This window comes from Sedimentitalea nanhaiensis DSM 24252, from assembly GCF_000473225.1.
GTDB lineage: Bacteria > Pseudomonadota > Alphaproteobacteria > Rhodobacterales > Rhodobacteraceae > Sedimentitalea > Sedimentitalea nanhaiensis.
Window position 1 is genome coordinate 1,317,802 of sequence record NZ_KI421509.1, and the last position, 20,510, is coordinate 1,338,311.

Below are 20,510 nucleotides of genomic sequence, written 5' to 3' on the forward strand. Positions count from 1 at the left end.
CTTTTTCGTTAGGACTGTATTGCGGCTACCTCATCCGGCTGATCACCACCGTGACTTCGGGCTTCTTGCCAATCTCGGTCTGAGCAGACTGGCGCACGAGGCGACGCAGGGCCTCTTCCAGCTTGTCGTCATCTTTCATGGTCTTGGCCGTGGCCCGTCCAATGAACTGACCCAGATCCTCTTCCAGGACCTCGACCAGAGACGCGTTCGAATTACCGGTTTCCGGCAGGCCCATGCTCTCGCACCAGGGGTCGCCCAACAAGTCGTCATCCTCGTCCAGGATCACAGTCACTGTAACGTGGCCGTTCAATGCCATGCGGATCCGGTCACGTACCACACCGTCCATGGCACCGATCTTGACCGATCCATCCAGATAGGTGCGACCGGTCTCGATAAATTCCGCCACGGTGGGCGCATTGCCCGACAGGTCCATCATCATGCCGTTGACCGCAACAGACGACTGATACCCTCGCGCGATGGCCAGCTTGGCATGTTCGCGCAGGTGCCGGTGCTCGCCATGCATCGGGATCACCATCTGTGGGCGGACAATGTCATGCAGCCGCTCGATATCGGGACGGTTGGCGTGACCCGAAACGTGATAACGCCCCGCGCTGTCATCAACTACATCGACACCCTTTTCGCTGAAGGCGTTGATAATCCGGATCACACCGCGTTCATTTCCCGGGATGGTCTTGGATGAGAACAGGAACATGTCCCCCTCTTTCATTTCCAACCCGTTGTACTTGCCGCGCGCCAGCTGCGCACTGGCGGCCCGGCGTTCCCCCTGGCTGCCAGTGACCAGCAGCATCAGGTTTTCGCGCGGCACATCCTGGGCCGCCTCGGGGCTGATGACAGTAGGAAACCCCGACAAGACCCCGGTTTCCTGCGCCGCCTCGACCATCCGGCGCATCGCCCGGCCCAACAGCACAATAGAGCGACCGGCCCGATGTCCGGCCTCGGCCAGGGTCTTGACCCGCGCCACGTTGCTGGCGAATGTCGTCGCCACCACCATGCCGCGTGCCTCTGAAACAAGTTCTTCGATCGCTGGTCCGACACTGAGTTCCGAACGTCCCGGATCAGGCGAGAACACGTTGGTCGAGTCACAGATCAGCGCCCGCACGCCGCCTTTGCTGACCTCGGCCCAAAGCTCGGGATCAAAGGCCTCACCGACAATCGGGGTCGGGTCCAGTTTGAAATCACCGCTGTGGATGACCCGCCCTTGCGGGCTGTCGATGACCAGTCCGGCGCTTTCAGGGATCGAATGCGAGATCGGCAGAAAGCCGACCTTGAAAGGACCCGCATTGATCTGCTCTGGCCAGGCCGAAACCGTTCTGACCGCCGTTTCCGGGTGGCCATGCTCGGTCAGTTTGCGCCGTGCAATATTGGCGGTGAAGGCCCGCGCATAGACCGGCGCACCCAGATCGCGATAAAAATGCGCCACGGCACCGACGTGATCCTCATGTGCGTGGGTAATGAATATGGCATCCAGCCGGTCGGCGCGTTCCTTTAGCCAGGTCATATCGGGCAGGATCAGGTCAACGCCCGGCGTGCCGTCCATATCCGGAAAGGTCACCCCCAGGTCGACCAGAATGAAACGCTCGGCATCGGGTTTGCCATAGCCATAGAGATAGGCATTCATGCCAATTTCGCCCGCCCCGCCGAGGGGCAGGTAGATCAATCGTTCGCTGCTCATTGTGTTATGAGTTTTCCTTGTTGTATTCGTGAATCACGGTCAGCCCATGCATCGTCAGGTCTTCTTCCATAACGTCGAACAGATCCGCACTTTGCTGGAACAACGGTGCCAGCCCACCGGTCGCGACAATCTTCATTGGGCGGTCGCGCTCGCCCTTAATCCTTGTGCAAATCTCGCGCACCAAACCGACATATCCCCAGAACACACCGGACTGGATACAGGCTACAGTGTTGGTGCCGATTACCTGTTGCGGATTGCTGATATCGACATGGGGCAAAGCCGCCGCCGCCATATGCAGCGCCTCAAGGCTCAAGTTAACCCCCGGAGCAATCACCCCGCCTATATAGGCCCCATCCGCAGCCACAACATCAAAAGTCGTCGCAGTCCCGAAATCGACAACGATCAGGTCCCCGCCATGGCGATCGAAACCAGCTGCGGTGTTGACCAGCCGGTCTGGACCGACCTGGGTGCCTTCGTCCACCCGTGGCGGGTGGGGCAGCAGGCATTCGGGCTTGCCCACGACCATCGGTCGACAGCCAAAGAACCGATCCGCAAACACCCTCAGGTTGAAAACCACGCGCGGGACCGTCGAACTGATGATCACATCGGTGATGTCGGCATCAATTCCATAGTGCTTCACAAGGGTCGCGTACCAGGTGAAATAGGCATCCGCAGTGCGCGCATGATGCGTCGACGTGCGCAGGGTGCACAGAAAGGAAGTGCCATCCCAGATCGAGAAAACGGTGTTTGTATTGCCGCAATCGATAGCCAGAAGCATCTGCGTTCCTTTCAGAAAAATACGTCCGCTGCGGCAATACCCACGCGGCCACGAGCGGTGTTTAGGACCAGGCTGCCCTGCCCGTCCACCGTCTCGAAGGTGCCGGTGGTCTCGGTTGTTACGGTGCGTGCAGTGATCACTTCGCCCAGGCGCGCCGCCCGCGCCAGCCAGGCCGCCCGGATCGGTGCAAACCCGTAAGTGGTGAATTGGGTTTCGTATCGGGCATAAGCAGCCGCCAGATGGGTCAGAAAGGTCTCGGGGTCGACCTGCGCCCCGGTTTCTGACAACAGCGACACCGGGCGCACAGCACCGGCCTCGACCGCATCGCCTGCCGGGGCGTCGATCAGATTGACGCCGACCCCGATGGAGAGATGAATCATGGAACCCGCCTGCCCGGCGCTCTCCAGCAGGATACCCGCCAGCTTGCCCCCATTGAGCAATACGTCATTCGGCCACTTCAGAGCAAAGCCATCGCTGCGCCCGCTGACCGCGACACAAGCGTCAAACAATGCCAGCGCCGTGACAAAGGACCGAAGCGCGGCAGTTGCGGCAGGGTCTTTGGGAAACATGACCAGCGTCGCCGCCAGGTTACCCGATGTGTTGGTCCATCTGCGCCCGCGACGACCCCGCGCCGCCGTCTGGCGATGCGCCAGTATCCATTCGGGACCGGATAGCGTCGGTGCAATGCGCGCCGCTTCGTTCAGGGTGCTGTCCACCTCGGCCAGCACCCGTTTGCCATAACCGTCCGGCCAGTCAGTTGACAAGCGTGACCGCCGCCGCCACCGCAGCACCTTCGACACCAAACATGTTGACAATGCCCACCAACATGACCGCCGCCGACGCCATCAGAAACCCCCAAAGAACCGGCGAGCGATTCTTGTCCAGCTCTTCGCCCTCTTCGCCGAAATACATGTAAAAGACGATGCGCAGATAGTAGAACGCACCAATTACCGAGGCGACAACACCCGCAACCGCAAGCCAGGCCAAACCGCCCTCATAGGCCGCGCGCAGCACATAGAATTTGCCGAAAAAGCCCAGCATTGGCGGCACACCCGCTAGCGAGAACAGCAGCACCAGCATCGCCAGCGCCTTGCCGGGCTCGCGCCTGGCGTAAAGGTTGAGCGACGCAATGTCCGTGACCGGCTGACCGTCCTTTTCCATCATCAGGACAAAGGCAAATGTGCCGACGTTCATCGTCACATAGATCGCCATGTAAATCAGCATCGCCTGCACGCCAAACGCCGTGCCCGCCGCCAGCCCCATCATTGCGAACCCCATATGGGCGATCGATGAATAGGCCATCAGCCGCTTGATATCCCGCTGCCCGATCGCAGCGACGGCCCCCAGGAACATCGACAACACCGACAACAGGGCAATCACCTGCTGCCAATCGGCGACAGCGGCACCAAAGGCGTCATGCAGCACGCGCGCGAACAGACCCATTGCCGCCATCTTGGGCGCGGTGGCAAAAAAGGCGGTGACCGGTGTGGGCGAGCCTTCGTACACATCCGGTGTCCACATGTGAAACGGAACCGCGCTGACCTTGAAGGCAAGGCCGGAGATCAGGAAGATCAGGCCAAACAACAGCCCCAGGGACACTTCGCCATGATGGGTGGTCTGGATGATGCCCGAAAACAGCGTGGTGCCCGCAAAGCCATAGACCAGCGACGCCCCATACAGCAGCAACCCCGAGCTGAGCGCACCCAGAACGAAGTATTTCAACCCCGCCTCGGTCGATTTCACACTGTCCCGACGCAACGCGGCAACCACGTACAGCGCCAGCGACTGCAGTTCGAGCCCCATGTACAGAGACATCAGATCACCGGCGCTCACCATCATCATCATGCCAACAACCGACAGGGCAATCAGCAACGGGTATTCAAACCGCAACAGCCCCCGGCGGGCCATGTATTCGCGGCTCATCAGCAGAACGGCAGCAGCCGATACCAGGATCGCCACCTTGGAAAAGCGCGAAAACCCATCGTCGACATACATACCGCCAAAGGCGATATTCGTGCCCATCCCCTTGCTGGCGATGAACACCGCAAGCACCAGCATCAGCGCCGAGGTTGCCCAGACCAGCACCGAAGCCAGCCCGTCCTTGACGCTGTACACCGCGACAAGCAGCGCCAGCATGGCAAACACCGCCAGAATGATTTCCGGCAGGATAATGGTCAGATCAGCCTGGATCATGCCCACGGCCCCCTCAGTTCGATGCGTGCTGGCTGGCGGCCTCGGCCGCAGCGAGCGAAGTGTCAAAATTGCTGATCAACGCCGTTGTGGACGGCCCGATGATATCGGTCACCAGCGACGGGTAGATGCCCAACAGAAGGGTCATCGCGATCAGCGGAGCGAAGATGAACCGCTCGCGCGCCGTCATGTCGGTGATGGTCTTCAGGCTTTCCTTGATCAGGTCACCGAACACCACCCGCCGATACAGCCACAAAGCGTAACAGGCACTGAAGATCACACCGCTGGTCGCAACTGCGGCGACCCAGGTGTTGACCTGAAAGATCCCCGCCAGTGTCAGGAATTCACCGATGAAACCGCTGGTCCCCGGCAAGCCAACATTACCCATGGTGAAGAACATGAACACCAGCGCAAAGGCCGGCATCCGCACCACCAGACCGCCATAGGCCTCGATTTCACGGGTATGCATCCGGTCATAGATCACGCCAACAATCAGAAACAAGGCAGCCGAAATGAACCCGTGGCTGAGCATCTGAAAGATCGCCCCGTCGACGCCCTGCTGATTGGCGGCAAAGATGCCCATGGTTACAAAACCCATATGCGCCACCGAGGAATAGGCGATCAGCTTCTTCATGTCCTCCTGCACCAGAGCCACCAGCGAGGTATAGACGATGGCAATCGCGCTCAACCAGAGCACCAGCGGGGCCATCACCTCTGAGCCGACCGGGAACATCGGCAAGCTGAACCGCAGAAACCCATAGCCCCCCATCTTCAGCAGAATCGCAGCCAGAACGACGGACCCCGCAGTCGGAGCCTGAACGTGCGCATCGGGCAACCATGTGTGCACCGGCCACATCGGCATCTTCACTGCAAAGCTGGCAAAGAACGCGAGGAACATCAGTGTCTGCATCCCGCCAACGACATGAATGCCCAGCAGATCGTAATTCTCAAAGGCAAACTGATGGGTCATCAGCACTTCGATATCGGTGGTTCCAGCATCGGCAAACATGCCAACCATCGCCACCAGCATCAGCACGGATCCCAGGAAGGTGTAGAGGAAGAACTTGAAGGACGCATAGATCCGGTCCTTGCCGCCCCAGATCCCGATGATCAGGAACATCGGGATCAGCCCGGCCTCAAAGAACAGGTAGAACAGCACCAGATCCAGCGCCATGAACACGCCCAGCATCAGGGTTTCCAGCAGCAGGAAGGCCACCATGTATTCCTTGACCCGCGCGGTGACGTTCCAACTGGCGAGAATGGTCAGCGGCATGATGAAGGTGGTCAGCATGACGAACAGCACACTGATCCCATCCACGCCCATCTTGTATTGCAGACCCAGCAACCACTGCGACTGTTCGACGAACTGGAAACCGGTGTCGGCAGGGTCGAATTGAAAATAGATGCCCAGCGACACCAAGAAGGTGACGGAGGTGGCAAACAACGCCACGTATTTGGCATTTCGCTGCGCTGCCTCGTCTTCGCCGCGCAGGAACACCACCAGGATCAACGCCGCAAGGGCGGGGATAAAGGTGACAATGGAAAGGATATTGTCCATCAGTGCGCTCCTCCGCCGATCGTCATCCATGTCACAAGGGCGGCAATGCCCAGAACCATCCAGAAGGCGTACGTAAAGATAAAGCCGGACTGCGCGCGCCCTGCGAGGCGGGTGAAGAAGGGCACGATGCCCAAAGCCACGCCGTTCAGGAAGCCGTCAATCGCGCTGCCATCGCCGCGTTTCCACAATACCCGTCCGATGCCGATGACAGGGCGCACAAAGATCGCGGCATAGATTTCGTCGAAATACCACTTGTTCTTGAGAAACAAGTACAGCGGGCGCTGGTTTTCGGCCAGTCGGCCCGGCAACGACGGGTTCAGAATATAGAACCAGATCGCCATAATCAGACCACCCAGCATCGCCACAAAGGGCGAGACCTTGACCCAGACCGGCGCAGCATGGGCATCGTCCAGCACGTGGTTGTCCTTGCCGAAATACAACGCCCCTTCGCCCGGCCTGCCGGCGAATACATAGTGATGTTCGCCTTCCACAGTGGCGGCATCGCCGGCGCCTTCGCCATGCCCTTGGCTTTCGGCGGACTGGCTCTCGGTGCCGTGGTCGCCTTCGACCGAGGTTTCCTCGCCATATGCCCCCGCTTCGGCAACCGGAATTCCGTAGAATTTCCCGACCTGATCCGCATGTCCAAAGAAGCTGCTGTACCACACCATCCCAGCCAGCACCGCGCCCAGACTCAGCACACCCAGCGGTATCAACATGGTCAACGGGCTTTCATGGGCATGTTCATGGGTATGCTTGTCCCCACGCGCCTGGCCATAGAAGGTCAGGAACATCAGCCGCCAGCTGTAAAAGCTTGTAAATGCCGCAGCAATGACCAGCAGCCAGAAGCCATAGGACGACCCGCCCGCCCAGGCGCTTTCAATAATCGCGTCTTTGGACAGGAATCCGGCAAAACCGATTTGGGTCAATGGAATGCCGACACCTGTGATTGCCAGCGTGCCAATCATCATCGCCCAATAGGTATAAGGGATGCGTTTGCGCAGGGCGCCGTAGTTGGTCATGTCCTGTTCGTGGTGCATCGCATGAATGACCGAACCCGCGCCCAAAAACAGCAGCGCCTTAAAGAACGCATGGGTCAGCAGATGGAACATCGCGGCCGAATACATCCCGACACCCGCCGCCACGAACATATAGCCCAGCTGTGAACAGGTGGAATAGGCAATGACGCGCTTGATGTCGGTCTGAACCAATCCGACCGTGGCTGCAAAAAACGCCGTCGTCGCGCCCAGTACGGTGACAAAGGCCATCGCCTCGGGGGCGAATTCCATCAGTGGCGACATCCGGCAGACCAGAAACACCCCTGCCGTCACCATGGTCGCGGCGTGGATCAGAGCCGACACTGGGGTCGGACCTTCCATCGCGTCCGGCAGCCAGGTGTGCAGAAACAACTGAGCGGATTTCCCCATCGCGCCGATAAACAGCAGCACCGCGACCAGATTCGCGGCATTCCACTCACTCCAGAGGAACGTCAATTGGGTTTCCGCCAGCGTCGGAGCGGCGCTGAAGATATCGTCAAAGTTAATGCTGTCCACCAGAAAGAACAGCGTGAAAATCCCAAGCGAAAATCCGAAATCGCCCACGCGGTTGACCACAAAAGCCTTGATCGCGGCGGCATTGGCCGAAGGCTTGCGGTAATAGAATCCGATCAACAGATAGGACGCGACACCGACACCTTCCCAGCCAAAGAACATCTGCACCAGATTATCCGCCGTTACCAGCGCCAGCATCGCAAAGGTAAAGAAGGACAGATAGGCAAAGAAGCGCGGCTTGTAGGTCTCGCCCTCTTTCCACTGCGGATCCTTGTCCATGTAGCCAAAGCTGTACAGATGCACGAGGCTGGACACGGTGGTGATGACGATCAGCATGATCGCAGTCAGCCGGTCCAGCCGGATCGACCAGTCGGTGGTCAACGAACCGCTTTCGATAAAGCGCAGGATCTGAACCTGTTCGGTCACGCCGTCAAAATTGACGAAGACCGCCCAGCTGAGCAGCGCGGACAGGAAAAGCAGGCCTGTCGACACCCACAGCGCAGCGGTTTCGCCAATCAGTTTCCAGCCAAAACCGCAGATCAGTGAACCCACCAGCGGGGCAAAGAGGATGATGGTTTCCATTGTGCTCTCAGCCCTTCATCATGTTGACGTCTTCAACGTCAATAGTGCCGCGATTGCGGAAGAAACAGACCAGGATTGCCAGGCCGATCGCGGCTTCGGCTGCGGCAACGGTCAGGACGAACAAGGTGAACACCTGCCCCACCAGATCGCCGAGAAAACTGGAAAAGGCGACCAGATTGATGTTTACCGCCAACAGCATCAATTCAATGCTCATCAACAGGATGATCACGTTCTTGCGGTTCAGGAAAAGCCCGAAGATGCCGATGACAAACAGCGTCGCCGCCACTGTCAGGTAATGTTCAAGTCCGATCATCTGTTCGTCCCACGTTCATTTATGTTGCCCGATTTTTTCGGGTATCCGGTCGGTTTCCGTTCGGGAAACCGGCTTATAAGCCCTGCCCCGGCTTCACATCTTTCAGTTCCATCGCCTTGGCCGGATCGCGCATCATCTGGGCGACGATATTCTGTCGTTTGATATCGGTGCGGTGGCGCAGCGTCAGAACGATGGCCCCGATCATTGCCACCAGCAGAATCAGCCCCGCCAATTGGAACAGCAGGAAATACTGATCATACAGGATCATTCCCAGAGCTTCTGTATTGTGCCGGTCCACCGGCGCGACCTGCGCGCGCAGGTCGATGGCCGCGTGGCTGCTTTCCCAAGCACCAAAGGCCATCACGAACTGCATCAGGATCACCAGCCCGATCAACAGCGCCAGAGGCATGTACCGTGCCATCTCGGCCTTCAACTCGGCGAAATCCACGTCGAGCATCATCACCACGAACAGGAACAGCACCGCGACCGCGCCGACGTAGACGATGACCAGCAACATCGCCACGAATTCCGCTCCGAGCAGAACGAACAGACCGGCAGAGGAAATGAAGCTGAGGATCAGCCACAAAACCGAATGCACCGGCTGCCGGCTGACAACGGTAAAAAACCCGCCGGTGATCACACAGATCGCAAAGAGGTAAAAGGCAAACACGCTCATGACTTGTCATCCTCTGTCTCGCTCATGACGTCCTTCGCCAGTTCCAGCGCGCGTGTCATGGCGGGAATACCGGCGAACACCGACATCTGGCCGATTGTTTCCACGATTTCCTGTTTTCTGGCCCCTGCCGCAACGGCGTGGCGCACGGTCTGGCGTACCGCCGTGTCGGCCTGTGCGCCCTGCATCGTCAACCCGGCCAATGTGATCAGCAGACGGGTCTTGGCGTCCAGCCCATCCTTGTTCACCGCGTTGCCGAACATAAGCTCCATCGCCTCTTTCGGCATCGTCGGCCACAGCGCCTCGAACCCCTTTGGGGAAAAGCTTTCCAGCGCCGGGTTCAAGGCCTTTGCCATGTCCTGCGCCTGCTGCATCATGGCTTCGAAAGGGTTCGGTGTGTCACTCATCGCGCGCCGCCTCTTCGTTAAACACTTCGATTGCAGCGTTCATCGCGTTGATGACTGCCGGCAATCCGCCATACAGCGCCATCTGAAAGATGACTTCGCCGATCTCACGCTGGCTGGCACCAACTTTGCGTGCACTGGCGATGTTCACTTTCAACTGCGGCCGGGTCTGCCCCCCCAGCGCGGTCAATGCAGCGACGGTCGCCAGAAGCCGGGTCTTTTCGTCCAATCCTTCACGGGCATAGAACTGGCCATAGGCCACATCGACCATCGTGCGGGACATCCCCGGAACCAACGCATCATAACGCGCAGCCAAGGCTGCCTCCATCCCCGGATTGACCCTTTCAGACAGGGCCTGGCCACGCTCATAGGTGCCGGTATCGGTGACTGGGATGTTCATCGGTAGGGCGCGTCCAACTCCAGATTGCGGGCAATCTCGGCTTCCCACATTTCACCATTCGCCAACAGTTTGTCCTTGTCATAGAACAACTCTTCGCGGGTTTCGGTGGCGAATTCGAAATTCGGCCCTTCGACGATGGCATCGACCGGACAGGCTTCCTGGCAGAAACCGCAATAGATGCATTTCGTCATGTCGATGTCATAACGCGTCGTGCGGCGGCTGCCATCCTCGCGCGGTTCAGCGTCGATGGTGATGGCCTGCGCCGGGCAGATCGCTTCACACAGTTTGCAGGCGATGCAGCGCTCCTCGCCATTGGGATAGCGGCGCAATGCGTGCTCGCCCCGGAAACGGGGCGACAGCGGACCCTTTTCATGCGGGTAGTTCAAAGTCGCCTTGGGTGCAAAGAAATACTTTAGCCCCAGCTTCATGCCAATCATGAAATCCCAAAGCAGGAAGTATTTTGCGGCTCGTGTGTAATCCATCTGCGCCATATCAGTCTCCCTGGTCCTGAGCGTTCAGTTGCATATAGGCCCAGGCTGACAGGGCGGCCGCGACGTTCGTCGGCTCTGCCGGCTTTTCCGCGCCGTCGAGCGGATTTGTTTCCTGCATCGCGAACTCATCAGTCAGATAGCGGGCCAATGCGGTCAACTCGTCCGTGTCCGCAGTCTGGATATTTTGCGCCAACGACATGCTCAGCCTCCCGTACCCCAGCGCGCGAAAGCGCCCCAGAACCAGTCGAACTTGGCCGCAAAAGACACGAACACCACCCAGACCAACGAGAAGGGAAGGAACACTTTCCAGCCCAGCCGCATTAACTGATCATAGCGGTAGCGCGGCGTGATCGCCTTGACCATCGCGAACAGGAAGAAGAAGAACGCCATCTTGCCGACCATCCACAGCACACCATCGGGGATGCCGGGGATCGGGCTGAGCCAACCGCCAAAGAACAACAGCGAAGTCAGCGCGCACATCAGAAAGATGGCAATGTATTCCCCGGCCATGAACAGCAGGAAGGGCGTTGCGGAATACTCGACCTGATAACCGGCCACCAGCTCGGATTCAGCTTCGGGCAGATCAAACGGCGGGCGATTCGTTTCGGCCAGCGCCGAGATGAAAAACAGGAAAACCATCGGGAAATGTGGCAGCCAGTACCAGCTGAAGAAGCCATAGTCGCCGTCCTGCGCCCGCACGATATCGCCAAAGTTCATGCTGCCGGTCGACAGGATCACGCCGATGATGATCAATCCGATTGACACCTCATAGCTGATCATCTGTGCGGCGGACCGCAAGGAACCCAGGAAAGGGTATTTGGAGTTGGACGCCCACCCCCCCATGATCACGCCGTAAACCTCCAGGCTGGAGACCGCGAACACGTACAGGATGGCGACATTGATGTCAGACAGCACCCAACCGTCGTTGAACGGGATCACCGCCCAGGCGATCATCGCCAGAACAAAGCTGGTCAGTGGCGCCAACAGGAATACCGTGCGGTCGGCCCCGGCGGGGATGACCACCTCTTTGACCACATATTTCAGCGCATCGGCCACCGATTGCAGCAGGCCAAAGACACCGACAACGTTCGGACCGCGCCGCATCTGAACCGCGGCCCAGATCTTGCGGTCGCCATAGACCAGAAACAGGAGCGAGATCATCACAAAGGCAACGACGGCAAGCACCTGCGCCAGTATCAACGCGGCAATGCCGCCCGGGGTGGAAAAGAAGTCAGCCATAAGTCCTCACACCGTGGGTATTCCGTTGTTTCGCGCAGTTGGCGACTACGACCTGGGCGTCGAAAGCTGCCAGCCTGCCGGGCAGGGTCGGCGAGTTGCTGTAAACAGCATCTGTCGCCCGCATGCCAGCCTTTTCCTGTCGATTCGTGCGCAAATGCCGCGCTGCGTGACCATCGCGAAACCGGCCTGAAGCCGCTGCCGCAGATCGGCCCGCTCGTATGGCCGGTCTGGATATGATCCAAGTCCGGATCATTCTGCCGCAATCTTGGAGTCGCCGCGCGCACGGGCGTTTGCCGAAAGCTCGGCCATAAGCGCGCTGGCCCGGGCAATCGGGTTGGTCAGGTAAAAATCATTGATTGCGAGGCGAAAGCCCGCCTTCCCCAGTGGAGCTGAATCCAACGGATGAACCGGGTTTTGCGGAACCGCGTCAACCAGCGCGAGATGCGGCACCTCTGCCACCAGCACCTGACGCAATTGCGCCAGAGAATCGTAAGGCAGCGTCGCGCCCAATTCTGCGGACAGTGCCCGAAGGATCGCCCAGTTTTCCTTGGCTTCGCCCGGCGCGAACCCGGCGCGCAGTGCCAGTTGCGGACGGCCTTCGGTGTTGACGAACAGACCCTGTTCCTCAGTATAGGCTGCGCCTGGCAGGATCACATCCGCACGGTGCGCGCCGCGATCGCCGTGGCTGCCCTGATAGATCACAAAGGCCCCCGGTGCGATGTCGATTTCATCCGCACCAAGGTTATAGATCACATCCGCCTCGCCGATGGCGTCCATGCCGCGTTCGTTGGTACAGCCCGCATCCATCGCGCCGACCCGTCCCGCTGCGGTGTGCAGAATCAGCAGCCCGCTTTGCGTTTCTTCGGCAATGCGCTGTGCGGCAGCCAGAACGGCAGCGCCATCGGCTTCCTGCAATGCGCCCTGTCCGACGATGACCATCGAGGCCCGACCGCGAATCTCGTCATCTCCGCCCATGTCCACAACCTGCTGCAAGGCAGCGCGATCATCACCCATATGGGCATATTCATACGTCAGATCAACCGCTTGTCCTACAAGCGCCACATCGGCGCCGTGGCTCCAGGCCTTGCGAATCCGGGCATTGAGGACCGGAGCTTCGACACGCGGGTTGGTGCCGATCAACAGAATACGCTCGGCGTGATCGATATCCTCGATCATGGCGGTGCCGACATAGGCCCCCCGGTTGCCGGCGGGCAGTTTTGCACCGTCCGTTCGACATTCGACGACGCCGCCCTGACTCTCGATCATCTGCCTCAGCGCAAATGCCGCCTCGACCGGGGCCAGATCGCCGACCAGACCCGCAGGCGCTTTGGCCCCTTTCAGCGCTTCGGCCGCCTTGGTCAGCGCTTCTGGCCATGTCGAAGGGCGCAGCTTGCCGTTTTCGCGCACGTAAGGCCGATCCAGACGCTGGCGGCGCAGACCGTCCCAGACAAACCGGGTTTTATCGGAAATCCACTCTTCGTTCACGCCATCGTTGTTGCGTGGCAAGAACCGCATCACTTCGCGCCCCTTGGTATCGACACGGATGTTGGACCCCAGCGCATCCATCACGTCGATGCTTTCGGTCTTGGTCAACTCCCAGGGCCGCGCCGTAAAAGCGTAAGGTTTTGAAACCAAAGCACCGACCGGGCACAGGTCAATGATGTTGCCCTGCATGTTGCTGTCCAGCGTCTGGCCCAGATAGCTGGTGATCTCGGCATCTTCGCCGCGCCCGGTCTGTCCCATCTGGGTGATCCCGGCCACTTCAGAGGTGAACCGAACGCAACGGGTGCAGGAAATGCAACGGGTCATGTGGGTTTCCACCAGCGGACCCAGATCCAGATCCTCGGTGGCACGTTTGGCCTCGCGGAACCGGCTGAAGTCGACGCCATAGGCCATCGCCTGATCCTGCAGGTCACATTCGCCACCCTGATCGCAGATCGGGCAATCCAGCGGGTGGTTGATCAGCAGAAACTCCATCACGCCCTCGCGGGCCTTTTTGACCATCGGCGAGTTGGTCTTGACCTGCGGGGCCTGCCCTTCGGGGCCGGGGCGCAAATCACGCACCTGCATCGCACAGCTGGCCGCGGGTTTCGGCGGGCCGCCCACGACTTCGACCAGACACATCCGACAGTTGCCCGCGATCGTAAGCCGCTCGTGATAGCAGAAACGTGGGATTTCCACGCCAGCCACTTCGCAGGCCTGGATCAGGGTCATCGCCCCGTCCACTTCGACTTCATTGCCATCGATGTTGATCTTGCGCAGGTCAGACATGGTCTATCTCGCCTTCAAAAGCGCGCCGATCGCGCTGGATTTCTCGATTTCCGCACGCCCAAAGGTGCAGAAGGTTTGTGGGTCGGCATAGGAAACGCCGTTTTGGGCCAGATATCTCTCGCCCTTGGCGCGCATCCTGGCCTTTTCAGCGTCGGACTCGACATAGGCCTTGATCTCGGCATCCGAGTATCCCAACGCGTTTGCCCGCGAACGCAACCGCCAGGCCATACCGATCGCCTTGAGACGGCGCGCCGCAATACCGTCGCAGTTTTCACTGATCTCATTGGCCACGGCGGCGGCAAATATAATGTTTTCGACCTCGGGTACTTCGCGCAGCGATGGCTTGCCTTCGGCGGCCACCACCGGGGCGGCGCAAAGGGAAAGCGCCAGAAAAGCAACCCTCAAGGGTGCACCACGACCCACAGTCTCCGACGGGACCTCAGGCCGGAGGCCGGTCCGTACTTTTGAAAATATGCTCACGGATCGCACCGGCCACGAAAGGTGATCGCGTTGTCCGAAACGCTCAGCCGTCCCGGTTCGGATTCCGGGCCAACGGACCAGTCAATCATCGACGTACCGTAGTTCGCGATGCAGTATTTGGTCCCCTCATACCGCGCCGCTTCGCGGGCCCCGTCCAGCGATTGGGTTGCATCGAAGATCGTCGCCGTGAAATCCGCGCGCGACACTTTCTTGTCCACGGGCCTGGTCTTGGCCTTGAATACCACGCCGTGAAAGGCAAACGCATCCTTACGCTTGCCAGAGCAGCCGGACACCACGGCCACTGCGGCAACCAGACCCAGCGATATCAGAACCGAAGTCACGCGCATCGACGTCTCCCGTTCCAAGGCAGGGCCATTACGGACAACCGCGGTGTCCCCTGGCAGGGTCGTGGTGATATGCGAACAAATTTCATCATGCCCGGATCAGAGCGCTGCCGCATGCAAGATATGGGTCGCGATCATTGACACACACCCCCTATTCCGCCGCAACCGCACTGACGCGGCCCGTGCGCTTGTGCTTGATGCGATCCTCGATCTCGTCGCGGAAATGCCGGATCAAACCCTGGATCGGCCAGGCCGCCGCGTCGCCAAGCGCGCAGATCGTATGGCCCTCGACCTGTTTTGTCACGTCCAGCAGCATGTCAATCTCTTCGGGCTCGGCATCGCCCGTGACCAGACGATCCATAACCCGCATCATCCAACCGGTGCCTTCGCGGCAAGGCGTGCACTGACCACAGCTTTCATGTTTATAAAACTTGCTTAGCCGCCAGATCGCCTTGATCACGTCGGTCGAATTGTCCATCACGATGACCGCCGCCGTACCCAGACCCGACCGCTGCTCGCGCAGCCAGTCGAAATCCATGATGCACTCTTCCTTCATGATCTTGCCGGGCAGCAAGGGAACCGACGATCCGCCCGGAATCACCGCCTTGAGGTTGTCCCACCCGCCGCGAATACCGCCGCAATGCCGGTCGATCAGCTCCTCAAAACCGATACTCATGGCCTCTTCGACCACGCAGGGGTTGTTCACATGACCGCTGATCGCAAACAGCTTGGTGCCCGCATTGTTGGGACGGCCAAAGCTGGAAAACCACTCGGGACCACGGCGCAGGATGGTCGGCACCACGGCAATGGATTCCACGTTGTTCACCGTGGTCGGGCAGCCATACAGGCCCGCGCCTGCCGGGAACGGCGGTTTCATCCGCGGCATGCCCTTTTTGCCTTCCAGGCTTTCCAGAAGCGCGGTTTCCTCGCCACAGATATAAGCCCCGGCCCCGTGGTGCAGGTATATGTCGAAATCCCAACCCGATCCGGCCGCATTCGGCCCCACCAGACCGGCGTCATAGGCCTCGTCGATGGCATTTTGCAGTGCTTCTTTCTCGCGGATATATTCGCCGCGAATATAGATATAACACGCGTTGGCATTCATCGCGAAAGACGCGATCAGACAGCCTTCGATCAATGTATGCGGATCGTGGCGCATGATCTCGCGGTCCTTGCAGGTGCCAGGTTCGGATTCATCCGCATTGACCACCAGATAGCTGGGGCGGCCATCGCTTTCCTTGGGCATGAACGACCATTTCAACCCGGTCGGAAATCCTGCGCCACCGCGCCCCCGCAGGCCGGAATCCTTCATCTGCTGCACAACCCAGTCGCGCCCCTTCTGGATCAGACCGGCGGTCCCATCCCAATGGCCGCGCGCCTTCGCACCGGCCAGGGTGCGATCATGCATCCCGTAAAGGTTGGTAAAGATCCGGTCCTGGTCTTTCAGCATGGTTGCCTACCTCTGGCTGTCCTGGCGCAAGCGCCAGAGTTGGTAAATGTTGACCAGCGCCCACACGAAAGCCGCAAGAGCGCCGAAATAAATCAGCATCTCAAAGCGCATCGGCAGGCCCAGAACCCGAACGATCCAGGGGGCCAGAATGGCCGCAATGCCGCCTGCCGCGATCACCAGTCCGGTGTTGCGACCCTTGCGGGCAAAGCTTCTGTCCTGTTCCGTATTCATCTGGTCCATTCTGCGTGTGGTTCGCCAAAGCGAACAGGATTAGTCGTACAGCTCGTCCCTGGCTGCACGCTTGGAGAACTCTGTCTCCTCCCCCGCAGCCAGGGCTTTGGCCTGGTCCACCCAATCGTCGCGGCTGACACGGCCCTTGAAGCCAACCAGATTCTGATCCGCCCAGGCCACTTCCGCCGGGCTCCAGCTCGCAATCTGGTCAAAGTGGAACACACCGATGCTGTTCAATGCACTTTCCAGCTTGGGTCCGACCCCCTTGATCATCTTCAGATCGTCCGGTTTTCCACCGCGCGCGGTGTCCAGAAGCGCCGGTTTTTCGCCTTCGGTTTCGGCGACTTCCAACGGAGCCTGCGGCTCGGGGGCGTCCGCCTCGGTCGCATCGCCGCCCGTATAGCGCCAGACACCCTTGCGCGAGGCCAGTTCATCCTGTCCCGGCAATGCGGTCGACGGTTTTAACACGCCCGCAGGTTCGACAGGCGTTGGCGCGGGCGCCGCGGCCGCAGATTGGGTCGGTTCAGTTTTGGCGGCGGGTTGGGCCGGGCTGTTGGCCGCCTCTTTGCGCCACTGCGTCAGCAGCGGCACTTCGGTGCCGTCGATTCGCTTGATCGTGTCGCCGATGTCCACGGCCAGTTGGGCGCTGGCATTATATTGGGTGCGGCCGCTTTCATATTCGGTCAGGCTGGTCAGCCCGCTCAGCGGCTCGGCGGCATAGCGCCCATTCTGCGGCCCCGGCACCGGCACCTTGCCAGCGGCCAACTCGTCCAGCATCTCGGCGAACCGCTCTGCGGTCAGGTCCTCGTAATAGTCCTTGCCGATTTGCGCCATCGGCGCGTTGGCGCAGGATCCAAGGCATTCGACCTCTTCCCAGCTGAACCTGCCATCGTCAGACAGTGTGTGCGGCTTGGCGGCAATCTTGTCCTGGCACACCGCCATCAGATCCTCTGCACCGCAGATCATGCAGGACGTGGTGCCACAGATCTGGATATGCGCCACACTTCCCACCGGCTGCAACTGGAACATGAAATAGAAACTGGCCACCTCAAGCGCGCGGATATAGGCCATGCCCAGCATGTCGGCGACATGCTCGATTGCGGGCCGGGTCAGCCAGCCTTCCTGTTCCTGCGCACGCCAAAGCAGCGGGATGATCGCGCTGGCCTGACGGCCTTCGGGGTATTTGCTGATCTGACCTTCCGCCCAGGCCAGATTGGCCTCGGTGAACGTGAAGGTCTCGGGTTGTTCAGCATGAAGACGACGCAACATCAGGCTTTTCCTTCCGCAACCAGACGGCAGCCGGTAAAGACCGAATACTGCGCGCCCAGAAAATCACTCAACGAGGTTATCACCGCGTCGATTTCATTGTCCATTTTGTCCTGGCCGATCCGCCCCGGTACAATGTCGAGCAACCGCTTGGACAGCCCGCGCAATTGTTGCGCCAGATAGGCCCGATACTTGTCCAGATCGCCCAGGATCGACGCCTTGGCCAGACCGCTTTCCATCACGTTCAACCGCGGCACCACGCGCTCTTGCAAGGCAAGTAGACTGGCCGCGTCCGTAATCGCAATTCGCGGCGGCCAGCGGTCACTCGACCCCATGCGCGGCGCAGACCGGCGCAGGGCCATGTCCAGATCGGCTGCGGCATCGAAATTGTCAAAGCAGATATCAAGCTTTTTTTCCAGCAGCCGGGTTTCGTTGGCCTCGACAAACTGAACCCGCGCATACCACGCCTGCACCGCCACAAAAATCGCCGCAGCCAGCGTCGAGCCGGCTAGCAGGCTGTTGGAGTGGCTGCGCTGCACGCGGTTGGCGGGTCGCGAATTCATCGGTCGATTTCTCCGAACACCACATCCATGGTGCCGATAATCGCCGCGACATCCGCCAGCTGATGACCGCCCGCAACAAAGTCCATCGCCTGCAGGTGCAGAAAACCCGGCGCGCGGATCTTGCTGCGATACGGTTTGTTGGACCCATCCGACACCAGATAAACGCCGAACTCGCCCTTGGGTGCCTCGACGGCGGCATAGACTTCTCCGGCGGGCACGTGAAACCCTTCGGTATAGAGCTTGAAGTGATGGATCAGCGACTCCATCGACGTTTTCATGTCGCTGCGCGATGGCGGGGTGATCTTGCCTCGCGCCAGAATGTCACCCTGCCCTTCAGGGGCACGCAGTTTGACAATGGCCTGTTGAATGATGCTGATCGACTGACGCATTTCCTCCATGCGGACCAGATAGCGATCGTAACAGTCGCCATTCTTGCCCACCGGGATCTGGAAATCGAACTCGTCATAGCATTCATAGGGCTGACTGCGCCGCAGATCCCAGGCCAGGCCCGAGCCGCGCACCATGACCCCAGAGAAACCATACAGCTGGATGTCCTCTTCGGTGACGACGCCGATATCGGCATTGCGCTGTTTGAAAATGCGGTTTTCGGTCAGCAGCCCGTCGATATCGTCCATGACGCGTGGAAAATCGTGACTCCAGGCCTCGATGTCGTCCAACAGCGCATCGGGCAGGTCCTGGTGCACGCCGCCGGGCCGGAAATAGGCCGCGTGCAGGCGCGCGCCGCAAGCGCGCTCGTAAAAGATCATCAGCTTTTCGCGCTCTTCAAACCCCCACAGCGGCGGGGTCAGCGCACCCACGTCCATCGCCTGTGTTGTGACGTTCAACAAATGGTTCAGGATGCGGCCGATTTCCGAATAAAGCACCCGGATCAGGCTGGCGCGGCGCGGCACCTGCACTCCGGTCAGTTTTTCGATCGCCAGACACCAGGCATGTTCCTGGTTCATCGGTGCCACATAGTCCAGCCGGTCGAAATAGGGCAGGTTCTGCAGGTAGGTGCGGCTTTCCATCAGCTTTTCGGTGCCGCGGTGCAGCAGGCCAATATGCGGATCGCAACGTTCCACGATTTCGCCATCCAGCTCCAGCACCAGCCGCAAAACCCCGTGTGCCGCAGGGTGTTGCGGGCCGAAGTTGATGTTGAAATTGCGGATCTTCTGTTCGCCGGTCAGAGCATCTGAAGAACCGTCGTCATAGGTGTTGATGCGAATATCGCCGTCCATCACAGCTTCTCCAGCTCTTGCAGTTTAAGACCCATCCACCACAACAAAGCGATGGTGCCGAAGGGGACCAGACAGGCTGCGGCCCAGTATTTGTTGATGCCAAAGAACGGCAGCAACTTGACCATCGGAATCGCGGTCAGCGCCGACAGGACAAGCCACCAGACGCCGCCCATCACTTTGCCTCCGATTTATCGTCGCCCGGAAGGATATACTCGGCCCCTTCCCACGGGCTCATAAAGTCGAACTGGCGGTATTCCTGCACCAAGGATACAGGCTCATAAACTACGCGTTTCTCCGCCTCGTCATAGCGCACCTCGGTATATCCGGTGGTCGGAAAGTCCTTGCGCAACGGGTGACCGCGAAAACCATAGTCGGTCAGGATGCGACGCAGATCCGGGTGACCGGAAAACAGGATGCCGAACATGTCGAACACCTCGCGTTCAAACCAGTTGGCACTGGGATGCACCGAAATGATCGAGGGCACCATATCCTCTTCGCGCAGGCTGACCCGCAGGCGGATGCGCTGGTTCTGATACATCGACAGGAAATGATAAACCACGTCGAACCGCTTGGCTCGCTCGGGATAGTCCACAGCGGTGATATCCACCAGCGACGAAAACTTGCAACTTGGGTCGGTCTTCAGAAATTCGACAAAGCCGACGATGTTGGCCGGGGTCACATCGACGTTCAGCTCGCCGTGGGAGACGTCCCAGTTCAGCACGCAGTCGGGGCGCTTGCGCTCGATATGCGTACCCAGCTCGTTCAATGCATCACTCATCCCAATTTCTCCATACCCACG

At 59.6% G+C, this 20,510-nt stretch carries 23 protein-coding genes; all 23 read right to left on the reverse strand.

What is annotated here, in order from left to right; translation table 11 throughout:
* Positions 1–25: 25 nt before the first annotated feature.
* The 23 genes from NANH_RS0108160 to NANH_RS0108270 all read right to left on the reverse strand — a co-directional run bounded on the left by NANH_RS0108160 (position 26) and on the right by NANH_RS0108270 (position 20,489).
* Entirely contained in the window at positions 26–1,693 is a 1,668-nt protein-coding gene (locus NANH_RS0108160) for a ribonuclease J (protein WP_027261584.1), read from the reverse strand.
* 4 nt (positions 1,694–1,697) lie between these two features.
* On the reverse strand, positions 1,698–2,471 hold the full coding sequence (locus tag NANH_RS0108165; RefSeq protein WP_027261585.1) for a type III pantothenate kinase: 774 nt from the start codon (positions 2,469–2,471) through the stop codon (positions 1,698–1,700).
* Positions 2,472–2,482: 11 nt separating this feature from the next.
* A complete protein-coding gene (locus NANH_RS0108170; protein ID WP_027261586.1) occupies positions 2,483–3,235 on the reverse strand; it encodes a biotin--[acetyl-CoA-carboxylase] ligase in 753 nt (250 codons plus the stop codon).
* Positions 3,225–4,664: an NADH-quinone oxidoreductase subunit NuoN gene (nuoN, locus tag NANH_RS0108175; RefSeq protein ID WP_027261587.1), complete on the reverse strand. Its 1,440-nt coding sequence runs from the start codon at positions 4,662–4,664 to the stop codon at positions 3,225–3,227. Before nuoN ends, NANH_RS0108170 begins: the two co-directional genes overlap by 11 nt.
* A 13-nt stretch (positions 4,665–4,677) precedes the next feature.
* Positions 4,678–6,219 carry an NADH-quinone oxidoreductase subunit M gene (locus NANH_RS0108180; RefSeq protein ID WP_027261588.1) on the reverse strand — a complete coding sequence of 514 codons (1,542 nt, stop codon included), beginning with the start codon at positions 6,217–6,219 and terminating at the stop codon, positions 4,678–4,680.
* Positions 6,219–8,348 carry an NADH-quinone oxidoreductase subunit L gene (nuoL, locus tag NANH_RS0108185; protein ID WP_027261589.1) on the reverse strand — a complete coding sequence of 710 codons (2,130 nt, stop codon included), beginning with the start codon at positions 8,346–8,348 and terminating at the stop codon, positions 6,219–6,221. Before nuoL ends, NANH_RS0108180 begins: the two co-directional genes overlap by 1 nt.
* 7 nt (positions 8,349–8,355) lie before the next feature.
* Positions 8,356–8,661, reverse strand: coding sequence for an NADH-quinone oxidoreductase subunit NuoK (gene nuoK / locus NANH_RS0108190; RefSeq protein WP_027261590.1), 306 nt, complete (start codon positions 8,659–8,661; stop codon positions 8,356–8,358).
* A 73-nt stretch (positions 8,662–8,734) separates the two neighbouring features.
* Complete coding sequence (locus NANH_RS0108195; protein ID WP_027261591.1) at positions 8,735–9,337, reverse strand: NADH-quinone oxidoreductase subunit J; 603 nt, start codon at positions 9,335–9,337, stop codon at positions 8,735–8,737.
* On the reverse strand, positions 9,334–9,741 hold the full coding sequence (locus tag NANH_RS0108200) for a carboxymuconolactone decarboxylase family protein (protein WP_027261592.1): 408 nt from the start codon (positions 9,739–9,741) through the stop codon (positions 9,334–9,336). Before NANH_RS0108200 ends, NANH_RS0108195 begins: the two co-directional genes overlap by 4 nt.
* On the reverse strand, positions 9,734–10,138 hold the full coding sequence (locus NANH_RS0108205; RefSeq protein ID WP_027261593.1) for a carboxymuconolactone decarboxylase family protein: 405 nt from the start codon (positions 10,136–10,138) through the stop codon (positions 9,734–9,736). Before NANH_RS0108205 ends, NANH_RS0108200 begins: the two co-directional genes overlap by 8 nt.
* Complete coding sequence (gene nuoI, locus NANH_RS0108210; protein ID WP_027261594.1) at positions 10,135–10,629, reverse strand: NADH-quinone oxidoreductase subunit NuoI; 495 nt, start codon at positions 10,627–10,629, stop codon at positions 10,135–10,137. Before nuoI ends, NANH_RS0108205 begins: the two co-directional genes overlap by 4 nt.
* 1 nt (position 10,630) lies before the next feature.
* Positions 10,631–10,828, reverse strand: coding sequence for a hypothetical protein (locus NANH_RS0108215; RefSeq protein WP_027261595.1), 198 nt, complete (start codon positions 10,826–10,828; stop codon positions 10,631–10,633).
* Between the two features lie 2 nt (positions 10,829–10,830).
* On the reverse strand, positions 10,831–11,868 hold the full coding sequence (gene nuoH, locus NANH_RS0108220; RefSeq protein ID WP_027261596.1) for an NADH-quinone oxidoreductase subunit NuoH: 1,038 nt from the start codon (positions 11,866–11,868) through the stop codon (positions 10,831–10,833).
* Positions 11,869–12,117: 249 nt separating this feature from the next.
* On the reverse strand, positions 12,118–14,139 hold the full coding sequence (gene nuoG, locus NANH_RS0108225; protein ID WP_027261597.1) for an NADH-quinone oxidoreductase subunit NuoG: 2,022 nt from the start codon (positions 14,137–14,139) through the stop codon (positions 12,118–12,120).
* 3 nt (positions 14,140–14,142) lie between these two features.
* Complete coding sequence (locus tag NANH_RS0108230) at positions 14,143–14,544, reverse strand: DUF5333 domain-containing protein (protein ID WP_051372295.1); 402 nt, start codon at positions 14,542–14,544, stop codon at positions 14,143–14,145.
* Between the two features lie 71 nt (positions 14,545–14,615).
* Positions 14,616–14,966 carry a hypothetical protein gene (locus NANH_RS0108235; protein ID WP_027261599.1) on the reverse strand — a complete coding sequence of 117 codons (351 nt, stop codon included), beginning with the start codon at positions 14,964–14,966 and terminating at the stop codon, positions 14,616–14,618.
* Positions 14,967–15,114: 148 nt separating this feature from the next.
* The gene (nuoF, locus tag NANH_RS0108240; RefSeq protein ID WP_027261600.1) at positions 15,115–16,413 is read right to left on the reverse strand and encodes an NADH-quinone oxidoreductase subunit NuoF; all 1,299 of its coding nucleotides are present in this window, start codon (positions 16,411–16,413) and stop codon (positions 15,115–15,117) included.
* Between the two features lie 6 nt (positions 16,414–16,419).
* Entirely contained in the window at positions 16,420–16,644 is a 225-nt protein-coding gene (locus tag NANH_RS0108245; protein WP_027261601.1) for a DUF5337 domain-containing protein, read from the reverse strand.
* 39 nt (positions 16,645–16,683) lie between these two features.
* Positions 16,684–17,913, reverse strand: coding sequence for an NADH-quinone oxidoreductase subunit E (locus NANH_RS0108250; protein WP_027261602.1), 1,230 nt, complete (start codon positions 17,911–17,913; stop codon positions 16,684–16,686).
* Complete coding sequence (locus tag NANH_RS0108255; RefSeq protein ID WP_027261603.1) at positions 17,913–18,473, reverse strand: hypothetical protein; 561 nt, start codon at positions 18,471–18,473, stop codon at positions 17,913–17,915. Before NANH_RS0108255 ends, NANH_RS0108250 begins: the two co-directional genes overlap by 1 nt.
* Positions 18,470–19,711 (reverse strand): NADH-quinone oxidoreductase subunit D, encoded by a 1,242-nt coding sequence (locus NANH_RS0108260; protein WP_051372296.1) that lies wholly within the window; start codon positions 19,709–19,711, stop codon positions 18,470–18,472. The genes NANH_RS0108255 and NANH_RS0108260 overlap by 4 nt, the downstream gene beginning before the upstream one ends.
* The gene (locus NANH_RS28910) at positions 19,711–19,884 is read right to left on the reverse strand and encodes a hypothetical protein (RefSeq protein ID WP_027261605.1); all 174 of its coding nucleotides are present in this window, start codon (positions 19,882–19,884) and stop codon (positions 19,711–19,713) included. The genes NANH_RS0108260 and NANH_RS28910 overlap by 1 nt, the downstream gene beginning before the upstream one ends.
* On the reverse strand, positions 19,884–20,489 hold the full coding sequence (locus NANH_RS0108270) for an NADH-quinone oxidoreductase subunit C (RefSeq protein ID WP_027261606.1): 606 nt from the start codon (positions 20,487–20,489) through the stop codon (positions 19,884–19,886). The genes NANH_RS28910 and NANH_RS0108270 overlap by 1 nt, the downstream gene beginning before the upstream one ends.
* Between the last annotated feature and the right edge of the window lie 21 nt (positions 20,490–20,510).

Coding starts and splice junctions, on each gene's coding strand:
- NANH_RS0108235 (WP_027261599.1), bottom strand. CDS start 14,966: ATGCGCGTGACTTCGGTTCTGATATCGCTGGGTCTGGTTGCCGCAGTG.
- nuoF (WP_027261600.1), bottom strand. CDS start 16,413: ATGCTGAAAGACCAGGACCGGATCTTTACCAACCTTTACGGGATGCAT.
- nuoN (WP_027261587.1), bottom strand. CDS start 4,664: ATGATCCAGGCTGATCTGACCATTATCCTGCCGGAAATCATTCTGGCG.
- nuoH (WP_027261596.1), bottom strand. CDS start 11,868: ATGGCTGACTTCTTTTCCACCCCGGGCGGCATTGCCGCGTTGATACTG.
- NANH_RS0108200 (WP_027261592.1), bottom strand. CDS start 9,741: ATGAGTGACACACCGAACCCTTTCGAAGCCATGATGCAGCAGGCGCAG.
- nuoK (WP_027261590.1), bottom strand. CDS start 8,661: ATGATCGGACTTGAACATTACCTGACAGTGGCGGCGACGCTGTTTGTC.
- NANH_RS0108205 (WP_027261593.1), bottom strand. CDS start 10,138: ATGAACATCCCAGTCACCGATACCGGCACCTATGAGCGTGGCCAGGCC.
- nuoL (WP_027261589.1), bottom strand. CDS start 8,348: ATGGAAACCATCATCCTCTTTGCCCCGCTGGTGGGTTCACTGATCTGC.
- NANH_RS0108195 (WP_027261591.1), bottom strand. CDS start 9,337: ATGAGCGTGTTTGCCTTTTACCTCTTTGCGATCTGTGTGATCACCGGC.
- NANH_RS0108270 (WP_027261606.1), bottom strand. CDS start 20,489: ATGAGTGATGCATTGAACGAGCTGGGTACGCATATCGAGCGCAAGCGC.
- NANH_RS0108215 (WP_027261595.1), bottom strand. CDS start 10,828: ATGTCGTTGGCGCAAAATATCCAGACTGCGGACACGGACGAGTTGACC.
- NANH_RS0108250 (WP_027261602.1), bottom strand. CDS start 17,913: ATGTTGCGTCGTCTTCATGCTGAACAACCCGAGACCTTCACGTTCACC.
- NANH_RS0108255 (WP_027261603.1), bottom strand. CDS start 18,473: ATGAATTCGCGACCCGCCAACCGCGTGCAGCGCAGCCACTCCAACAGC.
- NANH_RS28910 (WP_027261605.1), bottom strand. CDS start 19,884: ATGGGCGGCGTCTGGTGGCTTGTCCTGTCGGCGCTGACCGCGATTCCG.
- nuoG (WP_027261597.1), bottom strand. CDS start 14,139: ATGTCTGACCTGCGCAAGATCAACATCGATGGCAATGAAGTCGAAGTG.
- NANH_RS0108180 (WP_027261588.1), bottom strand. CDS start 6,219: ATGGACAATATCCTTTCCATTGTCACCTTTATCCCCGCCCTTGCGGCG.
- NANH_RS0108165 (WP_027261585.1), bottom strand. CDS start 2,471: ATGCTTCTGGCTATCGATTGCGGCAATACAAACACCGTTTTCTCGATC.
- NANH_RS0108245 (WP_027261601.1), bottom strand. CDS start 16,644: ATGAATACGGAACAGGACAGAAGCTTTGCCCGCAAGGGTCGCAACACC.
- NANH_RS0108260 (WP_051372296.1), bottom strand. CDS start 19,711: ATGGACGGCGATATTCGCATCAACACCTATGACGACGGTTCTTCAGAT.
- NANH_RS0108160 (WP_027261584.1), bottom strand. CDS start 1,693: ATGAGCAGCGAACGATTGATCTACCTGCCCCTCGGCGGGGCGGGCGAA.
- nuoI (WP_027261594.1), bottom strand. CDS start 10,629: ATGGCGCAGATGGATTACACACGAGCCGCAAAATACTTCCTGCTTTGG.